Below are 18938 nucleotides of genomic sequence, written 5' to 3'. Positions count from 1 at the left end.
GACGGCCAGCAGATCGGCGGCACGCTGACCGCCTCGGCGCTCAAGTCGCGCTCGGAGGCGGATCTCGTGGTCCTGCGCGGCGACTTCCCCGACACGCTGTCGCTGCGCGTGCAGATGATCAACGACACCTACCAGGGCAGCACGGCGCAGGACCGGAACCTGTACGTGAACGCGGTGTCCTACAACGGCGTCGAGCTGCCGGTGCGCATGGCGCTGCTGAACAACACGGCCCAGGAGGCGAGCCTGTCGGCAGGCGGCAGGAGGTGGGATGAGCCCCCGCCGTCCTCGTCCGAGCCGCCCGCGACGCCGGAGCCGCCGCCGTCCACGCCGCCGGTGGTGGCCGAGCCCGATCCCGCGCCAACCGAGACGATCGTGTTCGCGCTCAACCCGCGCAACCAGCAGAGCCAGGGCGTGCTCAGCGTCGAGGCGAACGGCGAGCGGGTGTTCGAAGGCGTGCTCGCGGCCGCCAATCCCGCCAGCCCCTGGACCGTGGCGCTCGAGGTCGCCACCGGCGAGAGCACCGAGTTCGTGCTGAGCTACGCCAGGAGCGGGGTGAGCAGCCTGCCGTTGCCGGGGCCGGCCCTGGTGGGGGTCGCGCATGACGGGATCGCGCTGCCGACCCTGAGCCACAACTTCCCGCCCTCCGGCGTGTTCCGCTTCACGCTGCACAACGGCCGCCCGGAGGACGGGGTGATGCCTGGCTCGGCCGGCACGGACGTGTTCATGCTGACCGGCCCGGACGCCCGGGTCACCACCGGGGCGGGGCGGGATCTGTTGGTGGTGCGCGACCAGGGGCACTACCGGGTGGCGGATTTCGATGCGTCGCAGGACCGGCTGATGTTCGAGGGCATGGCGGCGGCGAGCCTGGAGGCCACCCGGCAGGGGCAGGACATGGTGATCCGCTTCGCGGGCGGCAGCGTGGTGCTGGAGAAGACCGGCTTGCTGGCGCTCGACGCGATCCTGCTGAACGCCGCGCCGCAGCTGGCCTGACGGGCTGCGGCGGCGGGACCGCTCCGGCCCGGCGCAGGACCGTCGGAATCCTTTACACACCCCCCACCCGGCGCGGCGGGGGGGCTCCTAACGCTTTGAGCCAAAACGCGTTTGCCAGCCGTGGCGCAATTCTTGCGTGACCTTTGCCAGGCAACCGGGTGCGACGTACCCCCTCGGGGAGAGTGCAGGATGAACATCAAGGGACTGGCATTCGGGGCGGCGGCCCTGTGCGCGCTGTCGATGCAGAGCGAGGCCGCGGTCGTCTTCAACAACGGCGGGCCGAACGGCGTCAGCGGCAACGAGACGACGGGCTGGGTGCAGGCGGAGGATTTCAGCTTCGCCGCCAACACCGCGGTGACCGGCGCGGGCGTCTATCTCGCCGGGTTCGGCGATGTCGGCGCCTGGGATGGCTCCTTCACCTACTATATCTACGCCGATGCCGGCGATACGCCCGGCGCGGTGCTGCAGTCGGGTGCGGTGATACCCACCGTCACCGACAGCGGGATCCCCTGGGACTTCGGCGGCAATGCTTGGCTGTTCGAGTTCGACATCGCCGACTTCGGCGCCGCGGCCGGCGTCACCTACTGGCTCGGCATCCATGCGAGCGCGAACTTCGGCATCGACGAGATCTACTGGGTGACGACCGACGCCAACGCCACCGCGCGCGGGCAGGAGAGCTTGGGCAGCGCCAACGGCCCGTGGTCCACCAACTCCCAAGAGCACGCCTTCTACCTGACCGGTGCGCGCGAGGTGACGGTGCCGGAGCCGGCCTCGCTCGCGCTGCTCGCCATGGGCCTCCTGGGCCTCGGCTTCGCCACGCGCCGGTGCGCTGCCTGAACCTACCCCGCTTGGGCTGACCCCGGCGCGGGCAGCGCCGCATCCAGCCGCCGGAGCGTGGCGGGCCAGTCATGCGCGGCCCGCACCGCCGCGCGTGCGGCCTCTCCCAGCCCCGGATGCGCCCCGTCCAGCACCGCGGCCACCGCCGCCGCGAAGGCCTCCGCCCCGTCGGCCACCAGCAGGTCGCGCCCCGGCGCCGCGTGCACGCCCTCGAAGGCCGCCGTGGTCGCGACCACCGGGCGCGCCATCGCCATCGCCTCCAGCACCTTGTTCTGGATGCCGCGCGCGATCATCAGCGGCGCCACCGCCACCGCGGCATGTGCGAGATACGGGCGCACATCCGGCACCGTGCCGGTGACGTGCACGCCGGGCAGCCGGGCGAGCGCCTGCACCGCCGGCGCGGGGTTGGCGCCGACGATCCAGAACGAGGGCGCGGGCGTGCGGCCGCGCAGCCGCGGCAGCACGGCCTCGGCGAACCACACCACCGCCTCGACGTTGGGTCGGTAGCCCATGGTGCCGGTGAACACGATCGGCAGCGCGCCTTCGGGGTAGGGGCTCGGCCGCGGTTCATCGGGGTCGAAGCGGGCGAGATCGACGCCGTTCTCGACCCAATCGACCCTGTCGGCGCAGTCGGGAGCGAGGCTGACGAAGTGCCGCGCCTCCGCCTCGGAGACGAACAGGGTGCGGTCGAAGTCGAGCGCGGCGCGGCGTTCGAGAGCGCGCAGCGTGCGCGCCTCGCGCGCCCAGACGAGCCGCATCGGCGGCTTGGCGCCGGCGGCATAGGCCTGCCACTTGGCGGAGTCGACATCGACCATGTCGAGCACGCGCCGGAACCCTGGCCGGTGCGCGCCCGGCCCCATCACGTAGGGCGCCATCGCCGAGGAGTAGACGAAGGCCGCGTCCCAGCGGCGCTCGGCGAGGCCGCGGCGCACCCAGGCGGCGAGGGCGGGGTGGTGGAACCAGCCGAGCGTGAGCGGCAGGCCGGGGCGCAGGCGGGCAAGCGCGCGCGCGGCCGCCTGCCACCGCCCGCGCACCCGATGCGCCTCGACATGGGCGAAGCGGGCGCGCAAGCCGGGCAGGTGGTCGAGGTCGCGCGGATCATCCACCAGGCAGCCGAGCTCGACATCCCAGGTGTTCGCCAGGTGGTCGAGCATGTGCCAGGCGCGGATCTTCTCGCCCTTGTCGGGCGGATAGGGGATGCGATGGGCGAGGAAGAGAAGGCGCCGGGCCATGGCGCCCCCTTACAGCATGTCCGTTGCCGTGGCCCTACCGCAGCGCGCGGCGGACACCGGCCAGCCCGACCAGGCCGAGCCCGAACAGCGCGAGCGCCGCCGGCTCCGGTACGGTCGCGGGGGGGTCGGGATCGGTGACCCGGGCGTCCGGCCCGGGCGGATTGCCCGAGTCGGGGATGAAGCCGCCGATGCCGCCGAGCGGCAGGGCCATCAAGGTCACCGGCGGACCCTCGCCGAGGCCGAAGGGGAGGGGCATGGCGGGCCACGGCGGCGGCAGCGGCAGAGGCGGTGCGGGCGCGGGCAACAGCGGCAGCGGCGCTGCCGTGCCGGAGCACAGCAACAACACCTGCGCGGCGCGCCGGAGTGGCCGCGGCCGTGGCGCGACCGTGGCGACGGCGGCGGCGATGCGCTGCACCGGCCGGGCGCGGGGCCGCGTCACCTGGACGCAGCGATGGATTATGCCGCCGAGGACGTTGACGAGCGCCACACTCATGGCCGGAGCAGGGGGCGGGCTGCGGCGATGTGCGGATGCGGGAAACGCCAAGACGGGGTGGGCATGCTGCTTCTTCCGGGCGACGCAGAGATGTCTAATTTATCATAAACTGCGCCAAAACAAGCATGTTTTTCGCAGAACTCTGGGATTTTATGACGTCATGACCCCCCAATATACTACCTTAGGTTGTCTTTCAGTTGGGGTGGATGGTGGTGCGACACCCCCGTGCGGTTTGGGCGCCGGCGCGCGTATCGTGCTGGGGGCAGAAGGGTGGGGCGCGCGTGCGGCTGATCCACTGGCGGGGCGAGCGGCCGAATTTCGGCGACGAGCTCAATCTCTGGCTCTGGCCGCGCCTGTTCGGCGCGGTGTTCGACGATGACGACTCGACGCTGTTCCTCGGCATCGGGTCGATCATCGGTGTGCATGACCTGCCTTCGGCGGCGCGCAAGCTCGTCTTCGGCGCGGGCTTCGTGCCCGATTACGGTCGCAGGCCCGATCTCGCGCAGGGCTGGGACATCCGCTTCGTGCGCGGCCCGCGCACCGCGCGGCTGCTCGGCCTGTCTGCGTCCCTGGCGCTTGGCGATCCCGGCGTGCTGGTGCGGCGCCTGCTCGCGGATCGCCCGCGCGCGGCGGAGCTCGTCGGCTTCATGCCGCACTGGGAGAGTGCCGTGCGCGGCAACTGGCAGGCGGTCTGCGCGCGCGCCGGCGTGACGCTCGTCGACCCGACCGCGCCGGTCGAGCAGACGCTCGCGACGCTGCTGCGCACCCAGCTTCTGGTCACCGAGGCGATGCATGGCGCGATCGTCGCCGATGCCCTGCGCGTGCCCTGGGTGCCGGTGCTGCCCTTCGATCCGCGCAACCGGGCGAAGTGGGAGGAATGGGCCGGCCCGCTCGGAATCGACCTGCGGCCACACCGCCTCGCGGCCTCCAGCCTCCAGGAGCTGGGCTCGGACCGGCTGGAGCGGTTCCTGCGCCGCCACCCTTCGGTCGTGCGCGCGCTCGCCCCGGTCGAGCGGGTGCAGATCGCCCGCGCGGCCGCGTGGCTCGCCCGCGCGGCGCGCGCCGAGCCCTCGCTCAGCGACGAGCGCGCGCTCGACCGCCAGATCGCGCGGATGGAGGAGGAAGCCGCGCGGCTCAGGCGCGAGGAGGGTTGGGGGTAAGGGTAGTTTGCGCAGAATAGAAGCGTTCTGCTAGCATTATGCATGCCTGCCAACCCAGCCGGCCGCAGTGAGCCCGCCACCCTGACCATCCGCCGCCTCGACCCCGAGGTGAAGGAGCGGCTGCGGCTGCGCGCGGCCCGCCACGGCCGCTCGATGGAGGCCGAGGCGCGCGAGATCCTGAAGCAGGCGCTTGCCGCCCGACCCGAGACCGGTGCGGAGCTCTACGCGGCGATCCGGCGCCGCTTCGCCCCGCTCGGCGGGGTCGAGCTCGACCTGCCGCCGCGCGAGCCGGGCCGCCCGCCGCCCGATTTCAGCGGACCCGAATACGGGTGATCCTGCTGCTCGACACCAACGTGGTGTCGGAGCTGATGCGGCCCACGCCCGCGCCGGCGGTGCAAGCCTGGATGGGCCGCGCCCCGGCCGCCGCGTTCCATGTCGCCAGCATCTCGGTCGCGGAGATCCTGTATGGGATCGCCCGCCTGCCGGACGGGCGGCGCAAGGAGATGCTCGCGGAACAGGCCGAGGCGATGTTCGCGGTCGAGTTCGCCGGGCGCGTGCTGGGCTTCGGGCTGGAGGCCGCCCCCGCCTATGCCGCGATCACGGCGGCGCGCGAGCGGGCCGGGCGGCGGATCGCGGCGCAGGACGCGATGATCGCCGCGATCGCCCATGTGCATGACGCGACGGTCGTCACGCGCGACCGCGACCTTCAGGAGTGCGGCGTGCCGGTGATCGATCCCTGGGTGGGGTGACGCCTAACCCCTTCGCAGGAAAGGTCTATTGGACGCGGCGGCAGGACTTGAACCTGCGACCTTCCCGCCCGTACTGTGAAGCTGCCATCTCACAGACACGTAGGAAGCGGGACGCTCTATCCGGCTGAGCTACGCCGCGAACCTGATCAGGGTGTTGAACTGTCCACCCTCCGATCCTTGAGCCCGGGGCGGGCCACCGCCCGCCGCTTCCACTTGACCTCTTCCTCGACCGCACGGAACTCCGGCTCGATCTCCTTCAGCCGAGTGACGAGGCCGGTGAGGTCGTATTCGTTCGAGAGCTTGCCGCGATGCTTCGCGATCCGCTCGATCCGTTTCACAAAACCAGCCTTCTCAAGGTCGGCAATGATCCTCTGGACCTGCCGCTCCCCGAGCCGAAGCCGCTCAGCGAGTGCCTTCTTGCTCGGGTAAGGCTTGCGCGCCACGTCCCACCAGTAGTCGGCCAGGTGCATCAGCACCGCGAGTTGTGTGGGCGTCAGCTTCAGGCGTGGCTGTGCCCGCAAAAGCAGTGACGGCACGACACAGAACCCGCGCTCCATCACCGCCTTGCCCCACTTCTTCTCTGAAGCTTTGGTGGCTTTGGCCGGGCGCAGCTCGATCACCTCGGCCGTCGGCTTCGTCGCATCGTCGGGCATGCTGAACTCCTTTCATGTGCCCAAATACGCGCGCGACGACTAGGAAACAAGTCCCTGCAACAAGACGCTTACGACCACTGCTACCAGTCGTAGACGACTGGAAGGTGAGGGCGGTGGCGTCCGGTAAATAAGAATGCTCTCACATGCAGTATACCGATAAGCCCATACGAACGAGCACCCAGAACCTTCCCGTCCTACATGACTACTGGGTCATCCACCTTTCTCACAGCAGCCTAATCTGCTCGGATTCCCGGCTGACTTCTCCTTCGGCCTGACCTGACCGATATCGCCGTCCAACTGCTTCCGGAGGCGGCCCTCGCAGCCCTCGGCTGAGCCTACCCCAGCCCTCGCACGAGCGGCGGCCCCAGCAGGTTCGCGACCGGCACGGGCAGGCGCTTCCAGAGCGCGATGAACAGCCGGTATTTCGGGTTGTTCGGGTTGTTCTCGGGGATCGCCGCCCCCGGCGTCAGCCGGTAGCAGTAGTGCAACTGCTCGGGCGTGAATCCCCAGTTCTTCTTGTAGTCGAACGCGCCCGTTCCAGCCTTGGAACGCCCGAAATCGAACCGCGTCGCACCGCGCTCGTTGCCCGCGCGGCGCATCACCTCCCAGTACATCACCTCGTTGGCCGAGAGCGCGCGCGCCGCGACCGTGCCGCCGCCGTAATAGGGCAGCACCTCATTGCGGAAGTGGAAGTTCAGCACCGAGGCGACCGGACGGCCCTCGTGCAGCACGGTGGTGACGTCGTGCTCGTCGGGGAACGCCTCGGCAAGCGCGCGGAAATAGCGGCGCGGGAACACCGGCGAGCCCAGGTTGCGCACGGACTCGGCATAGACGCGGTGCAGCGTGTCGGTGTCGCTGTTCGAGACCGAGGTCAGCCCGCGCTTGAAGCCCTTGCGCACCTCGGCGCGCTGCTTGCGCGGGATGTTGCGCGCCATGTCGGCCTCGTCGTCGCCGGTCAGCACGATCGCCTTGCGGAACGTGTAGTAGAGCGGCGGCCGCCCGAGCCATCCCTCGTCCTCGGCGGCGATGCGGCGGAACTCGAGCGCGGGCGCGCCCAGTTTCGCCTGCAGATCGAGCGCGTGGGATTCGAGCGCCGTTGCCGCCTCGGGCGTGACGGCGGCCGTGCCGCCATAGACGCAGAACGGCGTGGAGGCGAGCACGTCGCCGAACAGCAAGGTCTTCATGCGCGCGAGCGGCAGCACGCCGACGATCGCGCCGTCCTGCTCGGCGAACGTGTAGTAGGTGGCGTGTCCGAACACCTCGCGGATCACGCGCTCCCAGGCCGCCCGGTGGAAGAACGTCGCACTCTCGGCCGCCCGCACGAACGCGTCCCAGGCCGGGGCACTCGCCGCGTCGAGCGCGCGGATCCGCACCGTCATGAGAGGCTCCTCAGGCCGCGATCGCGGAGGCGAAGACCTGGTCCATCCGGCCCCAGGCGAAGTCGCGCAGCAGCCGGGCGACGCGCCCCTCCATCGCCGCGAGCCCGACATAGTGGCGGAAGCGCGCGAGCCGCCCGGCGGCGACGCGCGGCTGATCCGGATCGACCTCCCAGGGGTGGAAGTAGAACAGCCCCGCCGTGCCGTCGGCGTTGACGCGCCGGAGCCCGGCGCGGAACAGCGCATAGGGCACGAGCCGGAACCAGCCGCCGCCGGCGCAGGGCAGGTTGCGCCTGCCCACGCGCACCGTCGTCATCGGCAGCTCGACCACGCCCGACGGATCGGGGCGGTGCGGCGCGCGCGGCGCGTCCGGCTCGCCATAGAGATCGTGCTTCACCGGAAACACCGAGGAGGAATAGCGATACCCCTCCTCGGCCAGCACCGCGTGCGCCCAGGGTGCCGAGCGCCGTCCGATCGAGAAGGTCGGCGCGCGGTAGCCGATCACCGCCACCCCGCCCGTATCTTCCAGCACCGCCTTGGCACGGCGCAGATCGGCCCGGAACGCCTCCTTCCCGATCGCGTGCACCAGCTCATGGCCGTAGCCGTGGCTCGCGAGCTCATGGCCGCCCGCGACGATGCGCCGGATCAGGGCGGGGTGTCGTTCGGCCACCCAGCCGAGGGTGAAGAAGGTCGCGCGCACGCCCGCGCGCTCGAACAGCGCGAGGATGCGGTCGGTGTTCGCCTCGACCCGGCGCGGCAGCGTCTCCCAGGCGGCGCGGTCGATCACGCCGGCGAAGGCCTGGACCTGGAACCAGTCCTCCACGTCCACGCTCATCGCGTTGGTCGGGCGGCTCATCGCCGCTGATCCAGCCCCGAGAACAGATCCATCAACCGGTTGAAGACGCGCTCGCGCCGCGCCGCCTGGATCTCCAGCATCTCGATCCGGCGCGACAGCTCGGTGATCACCGAGGCCGGCACGCTCGCCCCCTCATGCGTCGGCTGGTGCTGGGCGGCGAACTCGCGCAGCGGCGCCCGGCCGGCGGGCTGGCCGCCGGTGAGATCCTCCTCGAGCTCGCGCGCGGTGATCTCGACCATCGGTGCGGTCAGGGTCTGCGCGTGCTCGAGCGCGCCGCCGAGCAGCACGCGGGCACAGAGCCGGTTGATCCGGCGCGGGATCCCTGAGCTGAAGCGGTAGACGAGGTCGAGCGCCTCCGGCTCCCACTGCGGCGTGCCCGACCAGCCGACCGCGCGCATGCGGTGCTCGACATAGGCGTGGGTCTCGTCCTTCGAGAGCCCGCCGAGATGATAGGAGGCGAGCACGCGCTGCCGCAGCTGATCCAGATCGGGGCTGGCGATGGTGCGGCGGAGCTGCGGCTGGCCGAGCAGGATCGTCTGCAGCAAGGCCCGCCCGTCCTCGGTCACGTTCGAGAGCATGCGGAGCTCTTCGAGCGCCGACGGAGGCAGGCCCTGCGCCTCGTCGACGATCAGCAGGTGCCGCCGCCCCACGCTCTCGCCGGCGCGCAGCGCGTCCATGATGCCGCGCAGCACGGCGGCCTTGGTGCCGTCGGAGGAGACGCCGAAGGCATCGGCGACCAGGCGCAGCAGATCGTCGCCCGCCACCTGGCTGGTCATGATGCGCGCGATGGTGAAGGAGTTCGGGTCGAGCTCGGCGCAGAGCCGCTCGACCAGCGTGGTCTTTCCGGCCCCCACCTCGCCGGTGATGATGATGAAGCCCTCGCGCTGCGCCAGCCCGTAGACGAGATGCGCATGCGCGCGCGCGTGCACGCTGGAGGCGAAGAACAGCCGTGCATCCGGCGTCATCAGGAAGGGGTGGGCGGTGAAGCCGTAGTAGTCGAGATACATGGGGCGGGTCCCCGGTCAGAAGGTCTGTCGGACCGCGGCGATGACGATGTTCTGGAGCGCGCTGCCGTCCAGGCCGCCACCATCGCGGTAGGTCACGCGATAGGTGAGCGAGCCTGACAGGCTCGGGTTGATCAAATGTGTCAGGGAGGCGCCGGCGCTGTAGTTGTTGGTGTCGCCGCGGCCCTGGCGCGTGCTGATGCCGTAGCGGGCGAAGGCGGTGAGATTGGTCAGCTCGTCGAGCGGGCGCGACCAGCTCAGGCTGACCGAACTGCCCTTCTGGCTGAACTGCGGCGCGGTCTGCTGCGGATCGGCGGCGATCGGCCGGCGGTTCTCGTGCGTCAGGGCGAGCGTGACCGTGTCGCGGCGGAAGCTGTGGCTGAGCGAGACCGTGGCGCTGCGGACGCGGAACAGTCCCCCCTGGAGCCCGAGCAGCGAGGACGCCGTGGAGGGCAGCACGGGCGCGCCGGTCTGCGCATCCACCGGGTTGCCGAGCGGATCGAGCACGATCGACTGCAGCAGATCGGCGGCGGTCAGCGCCGCGGTGCTGAGCCGGTCGGTGTAGGTCGCGAAGATGCGGGTGCGCGGGCCGAGCTCGGTCCGCCCCTGCACGAAGGCGGAGTTGTAGCCGTCGCGCTTGCCGTACTTCACCGTGATGGAGGTCACCTCGTTCGGCGTGAAGCGCAGCCCTGCGGCCCAGATCACGCCGTCGATCTCGGTGATCGGGCGGCTGTTGTAGCGCTGCTGCTCGTAGCCGACCTCGACCAGCCCGGCCAGGCTCCGGGTGATGCCGTAGCCGGTCTCCAGCAGCAGGGTGCGGCGATAGGCGCCGCTGTAGATCCCCTGGCCGTCATACTCGGTGGCGCTGAGGCTGCCCTGCAGCAGCAGCCGGCCGAAATCCTCGCCCGAGCGGACCACGGCATAGCCGGTGTGCGAGCTGAACTTCGAGGCGCGGAAGTTGGTCGGGCCGAACCCGGTGTCGCTCGGCAATCGGCGGTTATCCGCCCGATCCTGGTCCGTGAAGCTGTAGGTATAACCGGCACGCAGCGTCGCCAGGCCGCGAAAGCGCTGCACGATGTAGGGCGAGATCGAGGCGGTGAAGGTCTGGATCTGATCGTCGCGGTTGATCGCGGTGTTGTCGTCCTGCGCGAAGCCGCTCGCGAGCGACTGCACGGAGGCGGCGGCGCGCATGTCGACGAACAGCAGATCGGGCACGAGCATCAGCGAGGCCTGGCCGAAGCCGCGATGGGCGATCTGATTCTGCTGGCTGTAGCGGGTGTAGAAGCTGGCGGTCGGCGCGTAGTTCAGGGTGCCCTGCAGCCGCGCCGTCTCGGCGCGCAGCGTCAGGCCGGGAGTGACGCCGAAGATGACGTCGGAGCGGCGGTTGCGCGGCGTGTTGCGGATGTTGTCGTTGAAGGTGACGCTGAGTCCGAGGCTCGGCGTGATGGTCCAAGCGCGCGGCGGCCCGGGGGGCGCGGCATAGAGGGTGGTGAAGGGAAAGCCCAGCGTGCCCGGGCGGAACGGCGAGTCGGGGGCGACGGTAGCGCCCGGCGGGGGCGGGGCGACGCGCGGCGGCGGGGCCGGGGGACCGGCCGGCGCGGCCGGGGTTTCGGTCTGGGCCGCGCCGGGACTGGCGGCGAGCAGGGCCAGCACGACACCCGACCAGCCCCCCCGGGTCATCGGACGGGAGGACGCGGAGCGTGGGGCGTCGCCGGGCCGGAATGTTCGGCGCGCGATCCTAGCCGCCCGGCGGCGCAGCGTACGCATCATACCCGCCGTATGCGCCGAAGGTGTCGTTGGCTGTCAATACCGCGCGGTTCAGCAGCAGCTGCAGGTTGGGGCAGGCCTCGACCAGATCGAGGGCGGCCTCGACCTCGGCGCGCTGCGTCCGTTCCGCCTCCACCACCATCACCACCTGGCCGACGATCGGGGCGAGGATGGAGGCATCGGAGGTGGAGAGGCAGGGCGGCGTGTCGAGCACGAGGATGTGGTCGGGCAGGGCGGCGGCGAGGCGGGCGAGGGCGGCCGCCATCATCTGCCCCGGCGCGGCGGCCGGCTGGCCGGCCGGGTGCGGCCCGTAGGGCAGGAAGGACAGGCGCGGGATCGCGGTCGGCACCAGCAGCGTCTGGGGCGCGCGCGTCGGCTCGGCGGCCAGCATGCGCAGGCCGGGCGTCTCGGCGTGGCCGAGCAGGCGGCTGACCGAGAGATGCTTGCCGTCGGCGTCCACCAGCACCACCGGGCGCGCGCCGGAGCCGGCGATCGCCGCGGCGAGATTGAGCGCGGTGAAGGTCTTGCCCTCGCCCGGCCGGGCCGAGGCGATCATCACCATCCGCCCGCAGCGGCCATCGACCGAGGGGGTGGCCTTCACCGTGCGCAGCACCGCGTGCTGGGTCACGGCGATCTCCTCGGAGAGGCGCGAGCGTCCCGGTCCGGTCGGGCCGGCCACCAGCCCGGCCTTGATCAGCAGATCCATCGGGATCGGCGGAATCGCCGGGGTGGCCGGCGCCGCGGGCGGGACCGCGGGCTGGCTTCGCGCGGCAGGTTGTGCGGGCGCAGGCTGCGGTGCCGCGGCGGGCGGGGTGGCCTGCGGCGCGGCCGCCGGGCGCGGATCGCGTGCCTCCAGCCCGCCCATCGCCTCGACGGCGCGCTCCACCAGGTGAGCGCGGCCCTTGGGCGCGGTGTTCATGCGATCAGCCTCGCGACGAGGTTGGGGACCTTCGCCATCAGTGCCGGGCCACCGGCGATGACGACCCCGTAGGCGGCGATCAGGAGCAGCAGGCCGGAGGCGAAGACGACGGCCGCGCCGGCGCGCCGCACCGGCTGTGCCGAGGAGATGGCGCCGAGCACCGGCAGGCCGAGCTTGCGCAGGTCGTGCACGGTGTAGAAGCCGCGATCGAGCTGGACGAGCAGCAGGGCCAGCACGCCGCCGGCGCCGAGCCCGGCCAGCAGCACGCCGGTGGCGAACAGGATGCGGTTCGGCCCCGTGGGGGTCAGCGGCACGGTCGGCGGCTCGACCACTTCGAGGCGCACGCGGTCGGCGTCGGTGCGCGCCGCACCGGCGATCTGCAGCGACTCGCGCCGGGCCAGCAGCTCCTCGTAGTTGCGGCGCAGCACCTCATAGTCGCGGTTCAGGTTGACGTACTCGGCCTGGAGCTGCGGGGCGGTGCGCAGCAGGTTCTCGAGCCGCTCGACCTCGGTCTCGACATCGCGGATCTGGCGCTCGAACGAGGCGAGCTCGGAGTCGGCGTCGATCACGCGCAGCTTGAGCTGCTCGTGCAGCGGATTCGGCACACCGCCGCCGGCCCCGCCGCCACGCGCCGCGCCGCCGCTGCGCGCGCCCTGGGCGCGCAGCTCGGCGATCATCGCGCGCGTGGCGATCACGTCGGGGTGCTGGTCGGTGAAACGCAGCAGCAGGTCGCGCAGGTTGCGCTCGGCGGCGGCCAGGCGCGGATCACCGCCGCCGGCGGCGGGGCCGGTGAGAGTGGCCGGGGTGTCGGCGAGCTGCTGCTGCAGCAGGGCGCGCCGCTGGGTCGCGTCCTCGTGCTGGCCGCGCAGGGTGGCGAGCCGGGTGCGCGCCTGGTCGAGCTTGCTCACGCCGCCGAAATTCTCCGACGGCAGCAGGTCGATGTAGCGGGCGCGGAACTCGGCGCGCTTCTGCTCCACCGCGCGCAGCTGGCTCTCGTAGCTCGCGAGCTGGGTGGCGATGAACTGACGCGCGGTCTGCATCTGCTGGCGGTCGGTGCTGGTGGCGGCCTCGATGAAGAGGTTGATCACCGTCTGCACCACCGCATGGGCCATGCGCGGGTCGTGGTCGCTGTACTCGATTCGGAACAGGCTGCGCGTCTGCGGCACGAGCCGGATCTCGCGGCTCAGGCGTTCGATCAGGGCCTCGCGCGAGGCGGCGTCGGTGACGCGCAGGTCGAGATCGGTGCGCGCGATCACCCGCTCTAGGTTGGGGCGGCTGAGCAGGGTGCGCTGCAGCGTCTCCACCTGGCGCTCGGGCGCGCCATCGACCGCGACGCCGCGCAGCACCGAGCCCAGGATGGCATCGACATCGGCGTAGATGCGCGCATTCGCCTGATAGACGTCGGGCAGCTTGTAGACGCCGATCCAGCCGAGCCCGCAGACCAGCCAGGCGAGCAGCAGCGCCTTCCAGCGATGCCGCCAGCCGGCGGCGGCGTAGCGTCGGATCAGCGCGCCGATGTCCATCGGGTCAGAACCAGCCCTGCGGGATGACGAGGGTGTCGCCCGGCCGCATCGGCAGATCCTGGGAGATGTCGCCGTCACGCAGCAGGTCGGAAAGACGCACGCTGATCACCTCCGCCGGTCCGCCGACAGTTTCGCGCCGAATGATTTCCGCACTGTTTCCGGCGGCATAGCGGGTGAGCCCGCCGGCGGCGATCATCACGTCGAGCACGCTCATGCCCTCGCGGTAGGGCAGTGCCACCGGCTGGGCGGCCTCGCCGATCACGCGGATCTGGCGGGCTGGCGGGCCGACGAAGCTGGTCACGAGCACGGTGACGAAGGGCTCGCGGACGAACTTGCGCAGCTCCTCCTCGATCGCCGAGGCGAGCTGGGAGGGGGTGCGGCCGGCGGCGACGAGGTCCTGCACCAGGGGCGTGGAGATGCGGCCGTCCGGGCGCACCGGCACGGAGGCGTTCAGCTCGGGCAGGCGGTACACGACGATGCTGAGCGTATCGCCCGCGCCGATGACATACTCGGGCGCGTCCATCGCCGGCAGCACGGGGCGCGGGTCGGTCGCCGGCAGTGTGACAGTGCGCGGGCCGCAGGCGGCGAGCGCCAGGAGCCCCATGAGGGCCAAGAGGTGGGGGGATCGACCGTGCATCGCTGTCGCCTCGCTCTCCTGTCGGTACGGGCCTCTAGACTACGGCTGATCCCAGGCCACCGGAACGGTCGGCATGCAGCACGACGCCGGCTGACGATGGCGGGGTCTTACCAAACCCGGCCGGCCGGGGGCAATAGAAAAAAACTCAAGACACCCCATTTTCGAGACGGTTTTCCCGCTTCGGAACGCTTTTTCCGTCTTCGGTGCGGCAAAGATGCCATTTCCGGTTGTGAATCCTGCCGACAGTCGCGTGCCGGGCGCCCTGCCAGGGCCGTCCCCGTGCTACCCTGGTCGTGGTGGTGCAAGACCGGGCGGCACGACAACCGGACGTGTCAAAAATGATGCGGATTCTCGCAATTTGCGTATCCTCTGCTGGACTTTCATCAAAAATTAGTCTAAACCCCTTCCCCGGGGGCAACCATCGGGGGAGTATCCGTCGGCCTTCGGGCCGGCATCGAGCGGGCCTGCGCCCGCAGCGGAGGATGCCATGGCACGCTGGTTCGGCCGCGCCGCCCGGCCCGAGTCTGCGCCTTCCCCCTCGTCCCTCGGCGATCACCGGCCGGGGCCGTTCGCGCTCGCCGGACACGCCGCCCTGCCGCCCAGGGTCGACCGCGCCGCGGCGCTCGAGCCCGAGCGCCTGCCGGAGGGCTGGCTCACCGTCACCCGTCGCCATGACGCGCCAGGGTCGGTGCCGCTGCGCCGCGCGATCGAGATCCTGCTCGCCCTTGCCGTGCTCGGCCTCGCCGCCCCCCTGCTCACCGCCGCCGCCCTGGTCGCCCTGGCCGACCGTTCGGGCCCGGTGGTCGAACGGATCCCGCGCGTCGGCCGGCACGGCCGCCCCTTCACCCTCTACCGCCTGCGCGTCCGCGCCGGCGGCCTCGGCCGGCTGTTCCGGCTCTGCCGCATCGAGGACGTGCTCCAGCTCGTCAACGTCCTGAAGGGTGAGATGGCGCTCGTCGGGCCGCGCCCCGAGGCGCCCGTCTCGGCCGCCGAACATGCCCGCTGGATCCCCCGCTGGCGCGACCGCGAGGTCGTCCGCCCCGGAGTCACCGGCTGGGCGCAGGTGCACCAGGCGGTCAGCCCCCTGGATCGCGGCGGCTCGCTCGCCGGCGCGCGCCGGATGCTCGGCTACGATCTCCATTACGTGCAGCACCGCAGCCTCGGCTTCGATCTCAGGATCCTGCTCGCCACGCTCCGCCTCGTGCTGGTCCAGGAGAGGGCCGGCTAGCGTGGCCGCGACGCCCGCGCCATGACCGCCTCGGTCCTGCTGCACACCGCCGCGGCGGTGTTCTGCCTGTTCTGGGCTGCGCTCGTGCTCGCCGCCGGGCGTGGCCGGATGGCGGCCGCGCTCGCGGTGGCCTGTGGCGCCGCCGCGCTCTGGGCCGGCACGGTCGCGCTGCTGCCCGCCCAGCCGCTCGACGGCCCGGCGGGGGCTGCCGACATGCTGCGGTGGGCGCTCTGGTTCGCGGTGCTGCTGCTGCTCTATCGCCGCTTTGCCGGCGCCGCCGTGGTTCCGGCCATCCGCCGCTTCGCCGCCGTTGGCGCCGTGCTGGTGCTGATCGGCCTCGCCGCGTTGCTGCCGGGGCCCACCGCCGCACTCGCCCTGCCCACGCTCGGCTCGCCCGCGCTGCTCGCCCGGCTCGGCCTCGCGCTTGCCACCGTGCTGCTGGCCGAGAACGTCTGGCGCAATGCCGACGAGGCCACCCGCTGGCACGTCAACCTCCCCTGCATCGCCTTCGGCGGGCTCGCCGCCTTCGACGTGCTGGTCTACGCCGATGCCGTGCTGGCGCGCGAGTTCTCGCTGCCGCTGCTCGATGCGCGCGCGGTGGTGACGGCGCTCGCCATGCCGCTGCTCGCGGTCGCCGCGGTGCGCGACCGCCGCTGGCGCCGCCAGTTGCCGATCAGCCGGGCGGTGGTGTTCCACGGTGCCACCCTGGTGGTGGGGGGCGTGTTCCTGCTCGGCATCGGGCTCGCCGGCGAGGTGGTGCGCCATCTCGGCGCCGACTGGGGCCGGGCGGTGCAGATCAGCCTGCTCGCCGCCGCCGCCCTCGCCCTGCTGGTCGCCGCCTCCTCGCAATCGGTGCGTTCGCGGCTGCGCCGCCAGATCGTCGACAACTTCTTCACCGCCCGGCACGATTATCGGCGGGAATGGCTGCGCACCGTCGCCACCCTCTCCGCCGCCGATGCCGAGGCGCCCGGCACCCTGCGGGCGATCCGCGCGATCGCCGACCCGGTCGACAGCCCGGCCGGCGTGCTGCTGCTGCGCGAGGAGGCCGAGGGCGCGCCCCGCTTCGCCTGGGCCCAGTCCTGGAACTGCCCCGATGCGCCGCTCGCGATCGGGGCGGCGCATCCGCTGCTGGCGCTGCTGCGCGACGGCGCCTGGATCGCCGAACTCGGCGAGGCGGCGCCCGCGGATCTCGCCCGCGCCTATGGCGCGCTCTGGATCGCCGTGCCGCTGCTGCACCACCGCGAGGGGCTGGCCGGCATCGTCCTGCTGGCGCCGCCGCGCGCGCCCTTCCCGCTCGATGGCGAGACCTTCGACCTGTTGCGCACGCTCGGGCGCGAGGTGGCGATGTTCCTCGCCGAACGCCGCGCCGCCGAACGGCTGGCCGACAGCCGCAAGCTCGCCGAGTACGCGAAGCGTTTCGCCTTCGTCGCGCACGACGTGAAGACCGTCTCGCACCAGCTGAGCCTGCTGCTCGCGAATGCCGAGGACCACATGCAGGACCCCGAGTTCCAGCGGGACGTGCTGCTGACGGTGCGCGCCGCGACCGACCGGATCAACACCCTGATCGTCCGGCTGCGCCAGCCCGAGGAGGAGGTGGCGCCGCGCCCGGCCGCGGCGGCGCCGCAGATCGCCCCGGCCGCCCGGCTGGCCGCGCTTGCCGCCGCCCGTCAGAGCCGCGTGATCGTCGAGCCCGGGCCCGATCCGGGTCTTGCCGCGATCGGGGCGGACGCGTTCGATGCGGCGGTGACGCACCTGATCAACAATGCGATCGACGCCTCGCCCGCGCAGGAACCGGTGCGTGTGGCGCTCCGCCGCGAGGGCGGGCGGATCGTCATCGACATCGCCGATCGCGGCCCCGGCATGACGCCGGAGTTCGTGCGCGACGTGCTGTTCCGTCCGCTCGGCACGTCGAAGGCGAAAGGCAGCGGCATCGGCGCCTGGCAGGCGCGCGAATTGCTGCGCGAGGCGGGGGGGGATCTTTCAGTGCTGACGCGGCCTGGCGAAGGCACCACCATGCGGCTGACCCTGCCGCGTGCCGGCGAGGATGACGGGGCGGAGATGGCGACAGGCGAGATGCGGCGGAGGCGCGCGTGAGCAAGCCGAAGCTCCTGGTGGTCGAGGACGATCCCGCGCTCTGCGCGCAGTACAAGTGGGGCTTCCCGGCTTGGCGCGTGCTGATCGCCAATGACCGCGCCGAGGCCGAGGCGGCGGCGCGGCGCGAGCAGCCGGCGGTGGTGCTGCTCGATCTCGGCCTGCCGCCCGACGCGGAAGGCGTGGCTGAGGGCTTCGCCACCCTCGAGACGCTGCGCAGGCTGTTCCCGACCATGCCGGTGGTGGTGTCCTCCGGCCAGGACCATCGCGACAACATGCTGCGCGCGATCGCGCTCGGCGCCTATGATTTCTGCGAGAAGCCGGCCGATCTGGCACTGTTGCGCACGGTGCTCGACCGGGCACTCCGGCTGCGCGAACTCGAGGAGGAGAATCTCCGCCTCGCCGCCCAGCCGCGCCCGAGCCCGATCCGCGACATCCTCACCGCCGACGAGGGGATGCTGAAGGTCTGCCGCACGGTGGAACGTCTCGCCTCCGTCTCGGTGCCGGTGCTGCTGCTCGGGGAGTCCGGCACCGGCAAGGAGGCGCTCGCGCGCGCGCTGCACGACATGGGCCCGCGCGCGGCGAAGCCCTTCATCCCGATCAACGCCGCCGCGATCCCCGAGACGCTGCTCGAAGCCGAGCTGTTCGGCCACGAGAAGGGGGCCTTCACCGGCGCGGTGCGCCAGGTGATCGGCAAGATCGAGCAGGCGAACGGCGGCACGCTGTTCCTCGACGAGATCGGCGACCTGCCCGGCAACCTCCAGGCCAAGATGCTGCGCTTCCTGCAGGAGCAGACGATCGAGCGGATCGGCGGGCGCAGCCCGATCAAGGTCGATGTGCGGTTCGTCTCGGCGACGAACCAGCCGCTCGAGGAGCATGTCGAGCGGGGCCGTTTCCGTGCCGATCTGCTCTACCGCCTCAACGCGGTGACCGTACGCATCCCGCCCTTGCGCGAGCGCGGCAACGATATCGGGCTGCTCGCGCGCGCCTTCCTCGCCCGCGACGGGCGCGAGTTCGGCCGCAAGCTGCAGGGCTTCGATGCCACGGCGCTCGCGGCGATGGCGGCGCACCCCTGGCCGGGCAATGTGCGCGAGCTGCTGAACCGCGTGCGCCGCGCGGCACTGATGGCCGAAGGCCCGCTCGTTTCGGCCGAGGATCTCGAACTCGCCGCCCCCGAGCCGGCGGCGATCGCGGCGCAGTCGGCCGACAGCGAGGTGGATCTCGACCTGCGCGCCGCGCGCATGCGCGCCGAGCGCGAGACGATCGAGCGCGCGCTCGCCCGCAGCCAGGGCAGCCTGACCGCCGCCGCGCGGCTGCTCGGGATCAGCCGTCCCACCCTCTACACCCTGCTCGAGACGCACGGGATTCCCGTGCCGCGCCCCGAGGCCGGCACGCCCACCGCGTCCGTCGATGCCGTCTGACG

18 protein-coding genes and 1 tRNA gene are annotated in these 18938 nt (G+C 71.9%); 8 read left to right on the top strand and 11 right to left on the bottom strand.

Translation table 11 applies throughout. The features are described from left to right. Both F563_RS0119470 and F563_RS0119465 read left to right on the top strand, forming a co-directional pair. Positions 1-990, top strand: a 990-nt coding sequence (locus F563_RS0119470; RefSeq protein ID WP_026299732.1) for a carbohydrate-binding domain-containing protein, incomplete at its 5' end; no start/stop codon positions are given. 189 nt (positions 991-1179) lie between these two features. Beyond that, positions 1180-1827, top strand: a complete 648-nt coding sequence (locus F563_RS0119465; protein ID WP_019016373.1) for a PEP-CTERM sorting domain-containing protein — start codon at positions 1180-1182, stop codon at positions 1825-1827. A gap of 2 nt (positions 1828-1829) precedes the next feature. Here the strand turns inward: F563_RS0119465 and F563_RS23415 are convergent, their stop codons facing one another. Together F563_RS23415 and F563_RS24165 are read right to left on the bottom strand one after the other, a co-directional pair. Beyond that, complete coding sequence (locus tag F563_RS23415; protein ID WP_019016372.1) at positions 1830-3059, bottom strand: TIGR03087 family PEP-CTERM/XrtA system glycosyltransferase; 1230 nt, start codon at positions 3057-3059, stop codon at positions 1830-1832. 34 nt (positions 3060-3093) lie between these two features. After that, entirely contained in the window at positions 3094-3552 is a 459-nt protein-coding gene (locus F563_RS24165) for a PEP-CTERM sorting domain-containing protein (protein ID WP_019016371.1), read from the bottom strand. A 281-nt stretch (positions 3553-3833) separates the two neighbouring features. Between F563_RS24165 and F563_RS0119450 the strand changes: the two genes are divergently transcribed. The 3 genes from F563_RS0119450 to F563_RS0119440 are packed head-to-tail and all read left to right on the top strand — an operon-like array spanning position 3834 to position 5461. Then, positions 3834-4712: a polysaccharide pyruvyl transferase family protein gene (locus tag F563_RS0119450; RefSeq protein ID WP_019016370.1), complete on the top strand. Its 879-nt coding sequence runs from the start codon at positions 3834-3836 to the stop codon at positions 4710-4712. Between the two features lie 42 nt (positions 4713-4754). After that, positions 4755-5045: a FitA-like ribbon-helix-helix domain-containing protein gene (locus F563_RS0119445; protein WP_019016369.1), complete on the top strand. Its 291-nt coding sequence runs from the start codon at positions 4755-4757 to the stop codon at positions 5043-5045. Next, the gene (locus F563_RS0119440; RefSeq protein WP_019016368.1) at positions 5042-5461 is read left to right on the top strand and encodes a type II toxin-antitoxin system VapC family toxin; all 420 of its coding nucleotides are present in this window, start codon (positions 5042-5044) and stop codon (positions 5459-5461) included. The genes F563_RS0119445 and F563_RS0119440 overlap by 4 nt, the downstream gene beginning before the upstream one ends. Before the next feature lie 29 nt (positions 5462-5490). Here F563_RS0119440 and F563_RS0119435 read toward each other — a convergent pair. The 9 genes from F563_RS0119435 to F563_RS0119395 all read right to left on the bottom strand — a co-directional run bounded on the left by F563_RS0119435 (position 5491) and on the right by F563_RS0119395 (position 14163). Further along, positions 5491-5600, bottom strand: a tRNA-OTHER gene (locus F563_RS0119435). A 7-nt stretch (positions 5601-5607) separates the two neighbouring features. Then, on the bottom strand, positions 5608-6114 hold the full coding sequence (locus F563_RS0119430; protein ID WP_019016367.1) for a helix-turn-helix domain-containing protein: 507 nt from the start codon (positions 6112-6114) through the stop codon (positions 5608-5610). A 335-nt stretch (positions 6115-6449) separates the two neighbouring features. After that, positions 6450-7493 (bottom strand): FemAB family XrtA/PEP-CTERM system-associated protein, encoded by a 1044-nt coding sequence (locus F563_RS0119425; protein ID WP_019016366.1) that lies wholly within the window; start codon positions 7491-7493, stop codon positions 6450-6452. Between the two features lie 10 nt (positions 7494-7503). Further along, positions 7504-8346 carry an XrtA system polysaccharide deacetylase gene (locus F563_RS0119420; RefSeq protein ID WP_019016365.1) on the bottom strand — a complete coding sequence of 281 codons (843 nt, stop codon included), beginning with the start codon at positions 8344-8346 and terminating at the stop codon, positions 7504-7506. Continuing rightward, the gene (locus F563_RS0119415; protein ID WP_019016364.1) at positions 8343-9353 is read right to left on the bottom strand and encodes an AAA family ATPase; all 1011 of its coding nucleotides are present in this window, start codon (positions 9351-9353) and stop codon (positions 8343-8345) included. The genes F563_RS0119420 and F563_RS0119415 overlap by 4 nt, the downstream gene beginning before the upstream one ends. Before the next feature lie 15 nt (positions 9354-9368). Next, positions 9369-11030, bottom strand: a complete 1662-nt coding sequence (locus F563_RS0119410; protein WP_156825273.1) for a TIGR03016 family PEP-CTERM system-associated outer membrane protein — start codon at positions 11028-11030, stop codon at positions 9369-9371. Positions 11031-11088: 58 nt separating this feature from the next. Next, positions 11089-12036, bottom strand: coding sequence for a P-loop NTPase (locus F563_RS23405; RefSeq protein WP_019016362.1), 948 nt, complete (start codon positions 12034-12036; stop codon positions 11089-11091). Then, positions 12033-13559, bottom strand: a complete 1527-nt coding sequence (locus F563_RS0119400; RefSeq protein ID WP_019016361.1) for an XrtA system polysaccharide chain length determinant — start codon at positions 13557-13559, stop codon at positions 12033-12035. The genes F563_RS23405 and F563_RS0119400 overlap by 4 nt, the downstream gene beginning before the upstream one ends. Before the next feature lie 4 nt (positions 13560-13563). Continuing rightward, positions 13564-14163 (bottom strand): XrtA/PEP-CTERM system exopolysaccharide export protein, encoded by a 600-nt coding sequence (locus F563_RS0119395; RefSeq protein WP_019016360.1) that lies wholly within the window; start codon positions 14161-14163, stop codon positions 13564-13566. A 520-nt stretch (positions 14164-14683) separates the two neighbouring features. Here F563_RS0119395 and F563_RS23400 point away from each other — a divergent pair. Genes F563_RS23400 through prsR form a run of 3 tightly spaced genes read left to right on the top strand, consistent with a single transcriptional unit; the run spans position 14684 to position 18936 of the window. After that, positions 14684-15424 carry a sugar transferase gene (locus F563_RS23400; protein ID WP_019016359.1) on the top strand — a complete coding sequence of 247 codons (741 nt, stop codon included), beginning with the start codon at positions 14684-14686 and terminating at the stop codon, positions 15422-15424. A 21-nt stretch (positions 15425-15445) separates the two neighbouring features. Continuing rightward, positions 15446-17518, top strand: a complete 2073-nt coding sequence (gene prsK / locus F563_RS0119385; RefSeq protein ID WP_019016358.1) for an XrtA/PEP-CTERM system histidine kinase PrsK — start codon at positions 15446-15448, stop codon at positions 17516-17518. After that, a complete protein-coding gene (prsR, locus tag F563_RS0119380) occupies positions 17515-18936 on the top strand; it encodes a PEP-CTERM-box response regulator transcription factor (protein ID WP_019016357.1) in 1422 nt (473 codons plus the stop codon). Before prsK ends, prsR begins: the two co-directional genes overlap by 4 nt. Positions 18937-18938 lie beyond the last annotated feature (2 nt).

The organism is Elioraea tepidiphila DSM 17972, assembly GCF_000378465.1.
GTDB classification, from domain to species: Bacteria; Pseudomonadota; Alphaproteobacteria; order Acetobacterales; family Acetobacteraceae; genus Elioraea; species Elioraea tepidiphila.
Note: the sequence above shows the minus strand (reverse complement) of the source record. Positions and strands in the feature narration are given on the sequence as shown.